Source organism: Microvirga arvi (assembly GCF_016892765.1).
GTDB classification, from domain to species: domain Bacteria; phylum Pseudomonadota; class Alphaproteobacteria; order Rhizobiales; family Beijerinckiaceae; genus Microvirga; species Microvirga arvi.
Window position 1 is genome coordinate 1 of the sequence record NZ_JAFEMD010000093.1, and the last position, 12,854, is coordinate 12,854.

14 protein-coding genes are annotated in these 12,854 nt (G+C 64.5%); 9 read left to right on the forward strand and 5 right to left on the reverse strand.

Annotation, left to right across the window (positions count from 1 at the left end; all coding sequences use genetic code 11):
* Positions 1–173: 173 nt before the first annotated feature.
* Positions 174–446, forward strand: coding sequence for a DUF2312 domain-containing protein (locus ILT44_RS28145; RefSeq protein WP_204242922.1), 273 nt, complete (start codon positions 174–176; stop codon positions 444–446).
* Positions 447–555: 109 nt separating this feature from the next.
* Here ILT44_RS28145 and ILT44_RS28150 read toward each other — a convergent pair whose 3' ends face one another.
* Positions 556–906: a hypothetical protein gene (locus ILT44_RS28150; RefSeq protein WP_204242923.1), complete on the reverse strand. Its 351-nt coding sequence runs from the start codon at positions 904–906 to the stop codon at positions 556–558.
* 55 nt (positions 907–961) lie between these two features.
* Between ILT44_RS28150 and ILT44_RS28155 the strand changes: the two genes are divergently transcribed.
* Positions 962–1,255, forward strand: a complete 294-nt coding sequence (locus ILT44_RS28155; RefSeq protein WP_204242924.1) for a hypothetical protein — start codon at positions 962–964, stop codon at positions 1,253–1,255.
* A 446-nt stretch (positions 1,256–1,701) separates the two neighbouring features.
* Here ILT44_RS28155 and ILT44_RS28160 read toward each other — a convergent pair whose 3' ends face one another.
* The 4 genes from ILT44_RS28160 to ILT44_RS28175 all read right to left on the reverse strand — a co-directional run bounded on the left by ILT44_RS28160 (position 1,702) and on the right by ILT44_RS28175 (position 3,630).
* The gene (locus tag ILT44_RS28160) at positions 1,702–1,908 is read right to left on the reverse strand and encodes a hypothetical protein (protein ID WP_204242925.1); all 207 of its coding nucleotides are present in this window, start codon (positions 1,906–1,908) and stop codon (positions 1,702–1,704) included.
* 79 nt (positions 1,909–1,987) lie between these two features.
* A complete protein-coding gene (locus ILT44_RS28165; protein WP_204242926.1) occupies positions 1,988–2,410 on the reverse strand; it encodes an ester cyclase in 423 nt (140 codons plus the stop codon).
* A 413-nt stretch (positions 2,411–2,823) separates the two neighbouring features.
* Positions 2,824–3,396: a histidine phosphatase family protein gene (locus ILT44_RS28170; protein WP_204242927.1), complete on the reverse strand. Its 573-nt coding sequence runs from the start codon at positions 3,394–3,396 to the stop codon at positions 2,824–2,826.
* Positions 3,397–3,423: 27 nt separating this feature from the next.
* Positions 3,424–3,630, reverse strand: coding sequence for a hypothetical protein (locus tag ILT44_RS28175; RefSeq protein WP_204242928.1), 207 nt, complete (start codon positions 3,628–3,630; stop codon positions 3,424–3,426).
* A 421-nt stretch (positions 3,631–4,051) separates the two neighbouring features.
* Between ILT44_RS28175 and ILT44_RS28180 the strand changes: the two genes are divergently transcribed.
* The 7 genes from ILT44_RS28180 (at position 4,052) to ILT44_RS28210 (ending at position 12,573) form a co-directional block, all read left to right on the forward strand.
* Positions 4,052–4,918: a peptidylprolyl isomerase gene (locus ILT44_RS28180; RefSeq protein WP_204242929.1), complete on the forward strand. Its 867-nt coding sequence runs from the start codon at positions 4,052–4,054 to the stop codon at positions 4,916–4,918.
* Complete coding sequence (locus ILT44_RS28185; RefSeq protein WP_204242930.1) at positions 4,915–5,898, forward strand: HupE/UreJ family protein; 984 nt, start codon at positions 4,915–4,917, stop codon at positions 5,896–5,898. The genes ILT44_RS28180 and ILT44_RS28185 overlap by 4 nt, the downstream gene beginning before the upstream one ends.
* 130 nt (positions 5,899–6,028) lie before the next feature.
* A complete protein-coding gene (locus ILT44_RS28190; RefSeq protein WP_372441275.1) occupies positions 6,029–7,924 on the forward strand; it encodes a DUF3604 domain-containing protein in 1,896 nt (631 codons plus the stop codon).
* A gap of 190 nt (positions 7,925–8,114) precedes the next feature.
* Positions 8,115–8,675, forward strand: a complete 561-nt coding sequence (locus ILT44_RS28195; protein ID WP_204242932.1) for a hypothetical protein — start codon at positions 8,115–8,117, stop codon at positions 8,673–8,675.
* Positions 8,672–8,944 carry a hypothetical protein gene (locus ILT44_RS28200; RefSeq protein WP_204242933.1) on the forward strand — a complete coding sequence of 91 codons (273 nt, stop codon included), beginning with the start codon at positions 8,672–8,674 and terminating at the stop codon, positions 8,942–8,944. The genes ILT44_RS28195 and ILT44_RS28200 overlap by 4 nt, the downstream gene beginning before the upstream one ends.
* Positions 8,945–9,061: 117 nt before the next feature.
* Entirely contained in the window at positions 9,062–11,233 is a 2,172-nt protein-coding gene (locus ILT44_RS28205; protein WP_204242934.1) for a mechanosensitive ion channel family protein, read from the forward strand.
* A gap of 83 nt (positions 11,234–11,316) precedes the next feature.
* The gene (locus tag ILT44_RS28210; RefSeq protein ID WP_204242935.1) at positions 11,317–12,573 is read left to right on the forward strand and encodes an alpha/beta hydrolase; all 1,257 of its coding nucleotides are present in this window, start codon (positions 11,317–11,319) and stop codon (positions 12,571–12,573) included.
* The last annotated feature ends 281 nt before the right edge of the window (positions 12,574–12,854 follow it).

The following is a 12,854-nucleotide window of genomic DNA, read 5'->3' on the forward strand; positions in this document are numbered from 1 at the left end:
GTGAAATTCGTTCACTGACAGGAACGTCCGATGTTCCTGTCCAAAGCGGAAGTTCGCCCCCTGTCCGGAACGTGCCAACTCCTGACATTCCTTGTTTAGCGGCTGCTCCGGATTAACGGAGTGCTTACTCCCCTCCCCGATAGTGCCGGTCTAGCTACGGCAAAGGAGAAGCCATGGGTGACGTCGTTGGAGTTCCGGGCGATCGGATCCGCTCGTTCGTGGAGCGCATCGAGCAGATCGAGAACGAGATCAAGGATTTGACCGAGGCCAAGAAGGAAGTCTTCTCCGAGGCCAAGGGAGAGGGCTTCGACGTGAAGATCCTCAAGGAGATCATCAAGCTGCGCAAGCAAGATCAGGACGAGCGCGACGAGCACGAGACCCTACTCGACGTCTACATGCGGGCCATGGACGAGGCCGGACCGGCTCCTGTTGCCGAGGCGGCCTGATAACGCCTTAGCGCTTCCGATGATGAGAAGGCCGGCTACGACGAGGCGGCCCCTTTACTTTCCCTGGTAATGCTGAGCGGTCTGTCCGATCGTCAGGTCATGAGGTTGGCTAGTCGCCGTGCGCCGATGATTTCCTCCGCGAGGAGGACCGCCGGCCGCCCTTCCGACTGGCGCCGTTGTCATCGTCTTTGCCTGGCGACCCGCCAAGTGCGCTCGTCACGACCTCACCTGCGGCACCAATGGCAGCCGCGGCGACCTCCAGCGGAGCCGCGACGATCTCGGCGCCGAGACTTCCTGCGGCCGACACGGCATTCCGGCCTTCTCGTGTTCCGCCGCTTTGGCCCTGCTCGCTGCTTTGCGGCTTTTCAAGCACGTTTGCGATGGCCCTGAGAGCCTCGGCCATTATGGCGCGCGCCTGTGGGGAGGTGAGCGTTGTCTCAAGGCTCGAGAGCCATGCCATTGGGTTCAGCAGGCTGCCTTGCGACCGTGAGCGGGACGCGGAGCGGGCCTGCGTCGTGGAACGCGATCGCGATGTGCCGGAGGACGAACGTGCTGCCGTGTGCGATCCTGCAGAGGAACGGGACTTCGCGGGAACAGCCTGGGACTTCGTTGCAGACCGGGAGCCCGCCATCGCTTTGGGCTGGGCACGCTTGGAAGCGCCAGTTTGCTTCTTCGTGGCAGACCGGGAGGCGGACTTCGACATGGACTTCTCCGGCGTTTTCCGGCTCCTGCTGGGTTGGGAAGTGTCGTCTCTTTTGGTTCGAGCCATTGTCGTTCTTTCATCTGCTGGGGCCGCAAGCCGGCCGTAACCGAGGAACCGCGTTCCTCCGCGATGACAATGACGGCGTGGCCGTTCGGTTCGCTCCACAAAAAGGGCGACGGCGAATTAGGTCCGCCTCAAGAACTCCAGGCCAGACGGAAGATCGTGCTCCTTCACACGAGATGCGCCCAACACATCAGTGGCAACGCTAATCTCGACGGAGCGAGCGTTGATGAGGTTTCAGGTGAAAACCTGGCGCCGCTCCTGCGATGGAGACGAGCAGATCAAGGTGACCAAAGCAGTCTTCACGTCTGTCGCCTTTGACAACGGCTCCCGTCCCGGTCTCTTGCCAACGGGCTAACCGCACCGCGCGATGCAAGCAGCCTGTTAGGATACTCTGATCAGAGCGCCTGCTGACTGCTGGAGGTCTACTCCGGGTCAAAGAGTAACGAATAGCAAATGAAATGAAGATCCGCTTACCGCCTCATGAACAGATCAAAGTGTTTCTTCCGAGATGTGCTGCTTGGTACGAGCCGTCCACAGCGTCATTTTCGGATGTTCGCTCGCAGATCTACGGATACCCGTGACAGGAGACTGGTAGTCCCGTCTCGAAGGGTGCATCCAAGGGGTTTCAGCAGTCTCGTCTTTGATGTTGTCCTTGGACCGGCGCTTCACCGGCTCGACAAGGGCGTTGAGGATCATGGGCCACATCCGGTTCAGAGGCGCACATGCGGCCTGCATCGGCAACGAGCGGTCAACGCCACGCGTTCGCGCTAGACCCCTACGACCCGGTCGGAATGCATCCAAGCTGCTGGAAGAGGCCGAGCCGGTCCAGCTCGACCCAGTCCTCGATCAGCTTGCCGCCGGCGAAGCGGCCGATGATGATGACGGTCCACGTCACGTTGCGGCCGGACGCGGCGATCCCTTGCCAGTCGCCCTGCTGGGTCGCCTGCCAGTGGCCACGCCAGACGCCTCGGTCGCCGGCGAAGAACATGTCGTCCAAGGTGTAGGCGGCGTCCGGAAAGGCGGCGAAGAAGCCTTCCATGGCCGCGCGCCAGGCCGGCAGGCCATGGATCGTCTCCATGCCCAGCCAGTGCGAGGTCAAATCGTCATCCCAGTATTTCTCCAGGGCGTCCACACGGTGCCCGTTGAAGACCTCGTCGATGTAGGCGCGGATCAACGCCTCGTGCTGGTCTGCCGCCATCGTCCTTGCTCCTCCCCACTGCCTAGATAGCATCCCCGTCGCTAAGTCTGGCTGTCCATGTGCTCCTCCCTCAGGGTACGCACCCACCCAATTCAGGAGCGATGTCGACAAAGCGTCAATCAAAAGCGGCTCGTCGGGGAGCCAAGGCCCAACGCAGGACTTTAACTAATGTGAACAGGATACGCCTTCCCGCCCGGGTGGAAAAGCAGCTCAGACAGGGACGAGATCACGGTTCAGTCTCTCACCATAGCGAGCCAAGCGGCCTCGGGAGCGGCAGCGGCGCCGACCTGGAGCTGGACAGTAGGGTGATGGTGTCCGCTTGACACGAAGGCAGATCCCACAGTTCACACTCGTTGCTGAAGTGCTCTGCGCCACAAGTGACACCGGCCCCCGTGGCATGACCGGAGATCATGTCATGGTTTAGGAACTGGGATGCGTCCGATCTCTCGAATAGCCCCATCGGGGGTGACTGCGGCCACGACTATCTCCCCCGAGGCTGGATTGGAGCCAGTCAGCGCCTGGATGTTCGCGCCGTGGGTCACGATCAGAAGAGTCTCGGGGCCTTTCCAGCCGGTGACGATGGCCTTTGCCCCAGCCGTCAGGGCGTTCCGCTGCTCTGCCAGAACAAAGGCGTTGGCGAACATCGGCTCAATTTCGACAGGGGCCAGATCCAGCAAGCGGGCCGTGTCGACACAGCGGCACCAAGGCGAACTCAGCAGCCTCGCGACAGCGACACCCTTGGCTCGCAAGTTCTTCCCGACTGCTTGGGCGTCCGCGCGCCCCTTGGCGCTCAGGTTGCGCTGGGTGGAGCAGTCGTCGAGCCTGAAGCTTGGCGGGTCGCCGGCGCCGCCGGGCGCTTCGGCATGGCGCATGAAGGCCACGTGCCCACCTTGGCGCAAGGCAGTCCATGCCGCTGTCTCGTCTGCGAGCGCAGGCCCAAGCATGCTGACCCATCCGATAAGGCCAAGAGCAGAGTATCGGGACATGGTCCGCATCGAACGGTCCCCCTTTTGTTAGAGGGTCGAGCCCTTGCGCGACTTTTCCTGCCGGACCAGATCCTGGAGGAGTTGGTGGGCAAGGGTCTCATGCGCCACCCGGGGGTTAATTTCGGCGGACTTCCTGCCGTAGGTTGTCGTGACGGTCAGCAGTTTTCGGTCAACTTGGTAGGTTCCGGAGTAGGTTCTTCCGTCAACCTTGATGTGGATCGCATGACCTGACATGGGAAAAGACCTCCTCGATGAGAGCGCGCCCACTGCCTCAGCGGAAGAATACTTCCTCTCCTGACGGGAGACCACACCCCGTGAGGTATCCCAAGGCGCGTGGGGTCAACCTTTCACCTTCCGGCCACTCACCGAACGTCGGCTCTTGAGCGCTGAAACGGACCAAGCGTTTTCGTCTCAGAAGTGCCAAACGCAGACCTTGGTGAAGGATATAACCACGAGGTTATTGGCGAGGCGCTCCCCAACGGCCGAGCCGATGCCCTGTTACCCCATGGGGCATGCGAACAACAGGGATGTCGCTGGGCGCTTCATAATCGGACATAGACCCCGGCCGGTACCCGGAATTGCCAAGCCGATGCCCTAAACGGTCAAGCAAAAGCCCGCAATCCGGTCACACTGGAGGCAGCCGGGAGTGTGATCCATGAGGCTGCTGAAGGAGCCACTACTGCACTTCGTCATGCTGGGCGGGCTGATGTTTGCCGCCTATTCAGTCTTCGGGACCGCTCGGCAGGAGGCCCAGCCGCAGCCTGTCATCCGCATAACCGCCGCCGACGCCGATTGGCTGAAGGCGATGTGGACGCGACAGTGGCGCCGCCCGCCGACCGACGAGGAACTCACGGGTCTCGTCGCGGATCATCTGAAGGAAGAGGTGCTCGCCCGTGAGGCGAAGGCGTTGGAACTCGACGTCGGCGATACCATCGTCCGCCGCCGGCTGGCGCAGAAGATGGCCTTCCTAATCGATGATACGATCCGCACCACCGAACCACCCGAACCCGAGCTGCGCGTCCTCTACGAGACGCGGTTGGATCTCGTCCGCACGCCAGCGCGGGTGTCCTTCACACAGGTCTTCTTCCGCCGCGAGGATGGGGACGGCCGCGCGCGAGCCAGCCTCGTGGCGTTGTCCGGTCCTGCTGCAACTCCCGGAGAAGAGGGAGATCGCCTCCTGCTGGGCGACACGTTCGCGGACCAGGACGAGCCAGCCCTCACCAACCTGTTCGGCGCCGCATTCGCGCAGGCTGTCCTGGCTCTTCCGGCCGGACGCTGGTCGGGACCGATCGAATCCGGGTATGGGCTGCATCTGGTGAAGGTCACGGTGGTGTCGTCGCCTCAGGCGCGTCCGTTTGCGGAAGTTCGCGAACGCCTGGCGGAGGAATGGCGCCGCAAGCGGCAGGAGACAGCCCAGGCGCAGCTCCTTCAGGGCCTGATGCGGAAGTATCGGGTTGTCGTCGACCCCTCTGTGCGCCTGTGGCTCGGACCCCTCGCCAGCCAGGTGGAGGTCCGGCCATGAGGTGGCTCCCGATCCTCGTGGCCCTAGCAACGCTGCTGGCGCCGCTTCCAGGCCGCGCGCACGAGGTTCGGCCTGCCTACCTCGACCTGAGGGAGGAGCGGCCCGGCGAGTTCAGCGTGCTGTGGAAGACGCCGATGCTCGGCGAGATGCGCCTGGCCCTCGATCCCGTCTTCTCCGGTCCGGTGGAGGCCGTGACTCCGGTCGCGGGCCGGACGACGGGTGATGCTGCCGTGCAGACTTGGCGCCTGCGGGCGGACAATCTGCGCGGGCAGACCCTGCGGATCGCCGGCCTGGAGACAACCCTCACGGACGCGCTCGTTCGCGTCGCGTTCGCCGACGGCAGAACATGGGTTCACCGCCTCACGCCCTGGCAGCCAGGAGTCGTCATCCCCACCCGGCCAAACGTCTGGGGCGTGGCGGGCACGTATCTCGCGCTCGGGGTCGAGCACATCCTGATGGGCATCGACCACCTGCTGTTCGTGCTGGTCCTGCTGCTGCTCACGACGAGAATGTGGCAACTGATCAAGACGGTGACGGCGTTCACGGTCGCGCACAGCATCACGCTCGGGCCGGCGACACTGGGGATCGTCCACGTGCCCTCGCAACCTGTCGAAGCGGTTATCGCGCTCAGCATCGTGTTTGTGGCGGCCGAGATCGTGCAGGCACGACGGGGCCGCGCCGGGCTTGCAGCGCAGATGCCGTGGATCGTCGCCTTCATCTTCGGCCTGCTGCACGGGTTCGGCTTCGCCGGGGCCCTGAGCGAGGTCGGCCTGCCGGAAGGCCACATCCCGGTGGCGCTTCTGTTCTTCAATCTCGGCGTCGAGGCGGGCCAGTTGCTGTTCGTCGCCGCCGTGCTCGCCGTCATGGCCTGCGCCACGCGAATCCGGGTGACGTGGCCGCGCTGGGCTGGACTGGTTCCGCCCTATGCCATCGGCAGTCTGGCGACGGTCTGGGTGATCCAGCGCGTCGCCGCATTTTGATCGATGTCTCTCGGCCGGCTTCCGGGGGCAGAAACAAGGCAGTGTCAGCAGGCCGGGCCGATGCAGGTTCAACGACGGGAGGAAGCCTATGGCTAGGGTCCATTTCGAACGCTCGTTTCTAGCGGGAGTGATGACTCTCGGTCTCATGTCATCGGCGTGGGCTCAAGACATCGGTTCGCCGACGCAAGAGCAGCTTGAGAAGGCGATGCCGAAGCCCTCTTATTCTCCTTATGCCAACCGCGACTTTCCTGCGCGGCCGTTCTTCGGCGACACGCATCTTCATACCTCTTTCTCCATGGACGCGGGCGCCTTCGGGGCACGGCTCGGGCCGCGGGAGGCCTACCGCTTCGCCAGGGGCGAGCAACTGACCGCCTCGTCCGGCCAGCCGGTGAAGCTCTCACGACCGCTCGACTTCCTCGTGGTTGCGGACCATTCCGACAATATGGGGTTCTTTCCTGACCTGTTTGCAGGCAAACCCGAGATGCTGGCCGATCCGACGGGACGCCAATGGTATGATCTGGTCCAATCCGGCAGGGGTGCGGAAGCCGCCATTCAGATCATCAGAGCCTTCTCGCAGCGCACCTTTCCGAAGGATCTCATGTACGCTCCCGGCACGCGTCCCTATCGCGCCGCGTGGCAGGAGACGATTGCCGCCGCCGAGCAATACAACGAGCCGGGCCGCTTCACCGCCTTCATCGGCTTTGAGTGGACCTCCAACACGGGCGGCAACAACCTGCACCGCAACGTCATCTTCCGCGACAACGGCGACAGGGCGAGCCAGGTCGAGCCGTTCACCGTGTATCCACCTCTCGGAAGCGACAACCCGGCAGACCTCTGGAAATGGATGGAGGCCTACCAGAACAAGACCGGCGGCAGCGTGCTCGCCATCGCGCATAACGGTAATCTCAGCAACGGCCGGATGTTCCCCATCGTCGAGACCTTCGGCAAGAGCATCGACCGCGAGTATGCCGAGCAGCGGACACGATGGGAACGGCTGTACGAGGCCACGCAGACCAAGGGCGACGGCGAGGCCCATCCGTTCCTGTCGCCGAATGACGAGTTCGCCAACTTCGAGCGCTGGGACTTCGGCAATCTCGACGCCAGTGCCGCAAAGACCAGGGAGATGCTCGAATTTGAGTATGCCCGCTCGGCGCTGAAGAACGGCCTCAAGCTCGGACAGACGCTTGGCGTCAATCCCTACAAGTTCGGGATGGTCGGCAGCAGCGATGCCCATACGGGCCTTGCCGCGATGGAGGAGGACAACTTCTTCGGCAAGACCACGCCGCAGGAGCCCAGCCCGGAGCGCATGCTCGCCACCTTCTTCGACAACCCACAGACAAACATCAAGGTGATGGACTGGCAGGTCTCCTCCTCGGGGTATGCCGCCGTATGGGCGCAGGAGAACACCCGTGCCTCGCTGTGGGACGCCATGCAGCGTCGGGAGACCTATGCCACGACCGGCCCGCGGATGCTCGTGCGATTCTTCGGCGGATGGGACTTTGTCGCGCAGGACGCCAACAGCCGCCTTCCCGCCCAGACCGGCTACACCAAGGGCGTGCCGATGGGCGGCGATCTGCGGGCGGCACCGCAGGGCAAGTCACCCACCTTCCTCGTGGCGGCGCTGAAGGATCCGATCGGCGCGAACCTCGACCGCTACCAGATCGTCAAGGGCTGGCTGACGAAGGATGGCAAGCTCGAAGAGAAGGTCTATGACGTTGCTTGGGCCGATGCCGAGCGGCGCAAGCCCGGCGGGGACGGTAAGCTGCCTCCGGTCGGCGACACCGTCGACGTGGCGAACGCCACCTGGACGAACACGATCGGAGCGCCCGAACTGGCGACAGTCTGGACGGACCCGGACTTCGACCCAGGCCAGCCCGCCTTCTATTACGGCCGGGTGATCGAGATCCCGACGCCGCGCTGGACCGCTTACGACGCGAAGCGGTTCGGGACCAAGCCCTTGCCCGGCACAGTCATGACCATCATGGAACGCGCCTACACCTCGCCGATCTGGTACACCCCGGGTTGAGACACCTGACATATGGGGAATCCGGTTCGAGGAATCCGGGGCGCCGCTCTTGACTGAGGAACGCTCTGCGGCTGCAATCGCGCTCCTTGCGCGGGGCAGAGGACATTAGAGGCTATCCATGCGTTGCCTGTCACATCCGTTTGTTTGTCCGGTCCTTGCCTCGCTTTGCCTCCTGGGAGGCGCGGGCGCGGTGCTCGCAGCTGACCTCGTGACGCCGGCTCCGGTTCCCATCATCGAGGCACCGATCGCGATGCCGCCCGTGTGGAGCTTCCGCTTCACGCCGTATGGCTGGCTGACATCGTTGAAGGGCACCCAGACGGTGCGCGGGCGCTCCACGATGGTTGATGCGAGCTTCATCGACATCGTCGAGAAGAGCGACACGCTGGTGGCCCTGATGGGGAATTTCGAGGCCCGCAACGGCCTGTTCGCTCTCTACGGCGACTTGGTCTGGAGCAAGGTGGGGATCGAGGGCAGCAACGTCCGGACCCGTATGCCAGCGCCCGGCATCACGGGCACGGTCGGGCGGACCCTCGAGCTGGATGTTCAGATGGCCATCGTCGAGGTCGGTGCCGCCTATGAGGTCGCGCGCTCCGGGCCCGTGGCGTTCGATGTGCTTGGCGGCGCCCGCTACTGGTACCAGGAGGAGATCTCTCGTTGGAGGTCACCCGCACCCTCAACATCGGCGACCTTGAGCTCGCCGGGACACGCGCCTTCGCACGGTCTAGTTCCGTCGACTGGGTCGATCCTGTGATCGGCGCGCGTGTGCGCTACGCGGTGGCACCCGAGCACGAACTCTTCCTCCGCGGCGACATCGGTGGGTTCGGGGTCGGGAGCGACTTCTCCTGGCAGGCCATCGGCGGTTACGGCTTCGACTTCGGTGCCTACAACGGCATCATCTTCTCAGGGGTGATCGGCTACCGCGCCCTTTCGGTGGACTACGCCCAGGGCGAAGGTCGCCGCAGCTACGAGTTCGATATGGTCCAGCACGGCCCAATCCTCGGCGTCAGCATGAGGTGGTGACCCCGGGCGATGCCCCCTGTTCCCTCCGGGACAGGCGATCTTCTCGGCCTCGGTGCCTCGGCACGGAGCACTTGCGCAGGATCGTAAACAGGCGTCCTGTGGAAGGAGGCGGTTTCGATGATGACGACGCACGCTGACCAAAACGCACCGGCAAGGCTCCTTTGCAGCCTGGCGCTGCTGTTCTTTGTGTTCCTTGGGGCTGCGTCCGCCGACGCCCAAACGACCCCGACGCAGAACCCGCCCCAGGTGCAGCAGCTCCTGAACCTCTTGCAGGATCCGGCTGTGCGCGATTGGATCGACCAGCAACAGCAGCTCGCGCCGACGCTCGCAGAACGGTTGCCGCCTACGATCGAAAGGAGCGCCTCCGAGATGATGGCGGCCCGAACCGCAAGCCTGCGGGACCACCTCGCCTCTCTCGCGGCCGCCGCGCCGCGCCTGCCGGGCGAGTTTCGCAATGCTGCGGATCGCCTGCTCGCCGAGTTGCAAGGCCGCCGCCTCGTGGGCGTGCTGATCCTCGTCCTCGGCTTTGTCGCCCTGGGCGCCGGAACCGAATGGATCTTCAGGAGGGTCACCGCTCACCCCCAGCAGCGGATCGTTACCCTGCCCATCGAGACGCCGTCCGCGCGAATGCGCGCCATCGGCCTGCGTCTCGCCTTCGGCCTCAGCGAAGTGGCGATCTTCGGGCTCGGGAGCATCGGGGCCTTTCTCGCCTTCGACTGGCCGCCGCTCTTGCGGCAGGTCGTCCTCGCGTATCTGGTCGCGGCCGTGGTTCTGCGCTTGGTCCTGGTTCTGGGCCGGTTCCTCCTGGCACCTGACGGCGGCGGACCGCAGAATGCAGACCGCTTCCGGGTCGTCCCGTTGTCCGCCGGCGCCGCCCGCTTCTGGTTCCGCCGGATGGCGCTCTTCGTCGGGTGGTTCGCCTTTGGGCGGGCCACGCTCGATGTCCTGAGCGCCCTCGGATTCTCACCAGAGGCCCGCGAGCTCGTGGCCTATACCCTCGGGCTCGGGCTCCTTGCCATCGCCCTGAATGTCGTTTGGACCCGGCCTCCCGCCTTGGACGCCCTCCCCGACGAGACGCGGCACCCGGCGCGTCACAGGTTCACGCCCTGGCTTTTGTCTCTTTGTCTGATTTCGCTCTGGGGGTTCTGGGTTGTCGGGTTCATGCGCCTGTTCTGGCTGTTGGCCGTCGCGCTCCTCCTGCCCCCGGCGATCAAGATCGCCCAGATGGCGAGCCATCACGTCTCCCGTCCGCCGTCAGGATCGGAGGCGCCGTCCACGCCAGGGCTGACGGCGGTCTTTCTCGATCGCGGCCTTAGGGCGCTCCTGATCGCCGGTGCCGCCTTTCTGCTGGCGTACACCTTACGGATCGATCTGGTCGAGATGACCGGCCGCGACACCCTCGTGACCCGCCTCCTGCGGGGCGCGCTGAGCAGCGTCGTGATCCTGCTGGTCGCCGATCTGATCTGGCAGGTGGTGAAGTCGCTGATCGACCGGCGGCTCAGCCAGACCGAGGCCTTGGCCCCGCCCGGAACCGAGGCGGCCGTCAGGCAGGCGCGGCTGCGGACGCTGCTGCCGATCTTCCGCAACGTGATCTTCATCGTGCTGGCGGTCGTCGCCGTGATGATGGCCCTCTCCGCGCTCGGGGTGGAGATCGGACCGCTGATCGCAGGCGCCGGCATCGTGGGCGTCGCCGTCGGCTTCGGCTCGCAGACGCTGGTCAAGGACGTGTTCAGCGGCATCTTTTATCTGCTCGACGACGCCTTCCGGGTCGGCGAGTACATCACGAGCGGCAGCTACAAGGGCACGGTGGAATCGTTCGGGTTCCGGTCGGTGAAGCTGCGGCATCACCGCGGGCCGCTCTTCACGGTGCCGTTCGGGGTGCTCGGGGCGGTCCAGAACATGAGCCGCGACTGGGTGATCGACAAGATGACCATCGGCGTGTCCTACGACTCCGATTTCGACAAGGCGAAGAAGCTCATCAAGCGGATCGGCAAGGAACTGGCGGAGGATCCGGAATTCGCGCCCAACATCATCGAACCGCTCAAGATGCAGGGCGTCGACCAATTCGGCGATTTCGGGATCCAGATCCGTCTCAAGATGATGACCAAGCCCGGCGAGCAATTCGTGATCCGCCGGCGGGCCCTGTCCCTGATCAAGCAGGCCTTTGACGAGAACGGCATCCGGTTTGCCGTTCCCACCGTCCAGGTGGCCGGCCACGAGGACGCCGGGCCGGTGGCGGCAGTTCAGGCCCTCAAGCTCGTCAAGCCGCCTCCGCCCCCGCCCGAATGATGGCCGGGTCGAGTGGGCGGCCTCCAGCCCGACCAAAACCTGATAGGATGCACATTCCCATTGGCCTGGATAAAGGATCTGCGATGTTACGATCAGTAGCGAGAGGGGCCGTCCGGCCTCAGGTCGCGCGCCTTTCCTTGATCCTCGCCCTGGTGTCCGGTCTCAGCGCCTGCGCCAGCGTCCGCGGCGTGATGGTCCCGGTGAGCGGGACCGTTGCCGGCGCGAGCCGGGTCGACATGCTGGTCGCTACCACGCGCAAGCAGACCGATCCGGCGGACATGTTCTCGGGCGACCGCGGATCAGCCCCGGGCTTCGCCAACATCACGGTCTCGATCCCGCCGCCGAACGCTCGGCAGATCGGCGAGGTGCAATGGCCGCAGCAGGTACCGGGGAACCCGGCCACCGAGTTCGTCACGCTCAAGGCCGACGTGATCGACCGTCAGCAAGCACTCGCCTGGTTCCATCGCACCCTGCGGACCACGCCTAAACGCCAGGTGCTGGTCTTCATCCATGGCTTCAACAACCGCTTCGACGATGCGGTCTTCCGCTTCGCGCAGATCGTGCACGACTCCAACGCCCCCGTGGTGCCGATCCTGTTCACCTGGCCCTCACGCGGCAGCGTGCTGGCCTACGGCTACGACCGGGAGAGCACGGCCTATTCCCGCAATGCGCTGGAGAGCCTGCTGAAGGCGATCTCGCGTGATCCGGCTGTCGGCGAGATCTCGATCCTGGCACATTCGATGGGCAACTCGCTTGCGCTCGAAACTCTGCGCCAGATGGCGATCCGCGACGGTCGGGTAACGCCGAAGATCCGCAACGTCCTGCTGGCGGCACCGGACGTCGATGTCGACCTCGCCCGGGAGGCCCTCGTCGATATGGGACCGAGGGCAAACCGACCCGCCTTCACTCTGTTCGTGTCACAGGACGACCGCGCGCTGGCCGTCTCCCGGCGGGTGTGGGGCAGCGAGGCTCGTCTGGGGGCCATCAATCCCGATCAGGAGCCCTACCGGACGCAGCTCGAGCAGGCCAACGTGACGGTCCTCGATCTCACCAAGCTCAAGGCGGGCGACGCCCTCAATCACGGCAAGTTCGCCGAAAGCCCCGAGGTCGTGCAGCTCATCGGCAAGCGGCTCGCGGAAGGCCAGACGGTGACGGATTCCCGGGTCGGGCTGGGCGACCGCATCATTCAGGTGACCGCGGGTGCCGCCACCGCCGTCGGAACGGCAGCCGGTCTGGCGATCTCAGCGCCCGTCGCGGTCATCGATCCCCGGACGCGAGAGTCTCTCGGCGGCCACGTGGAAGAACTGGGCCGGTCCGCTTCCGATACAGTCGCTCCGTGACTCACCATCAACCGAGAGGCGTTACGTGAGGCGCTCCAGGCTCGACCCGAACGTCGCCTTCGGGTCGAGCCTGTGTGAAAACGCTGACGGACTACTCCTTGGAGAAATTTTATGTCTCACAGGTGCTGATTGACCGGGAAATCCCCGGTACAGAGACGTAAACTTGTACGAATTGTTCGCTGCGGTGAGCGTGGTTTGAATTTTCACACATGGAGTAATTCCGGGGACCGCGCCATAACCTGGCTCTGGGAATCAGCTCTCTACCATCGACGAGGCCCACG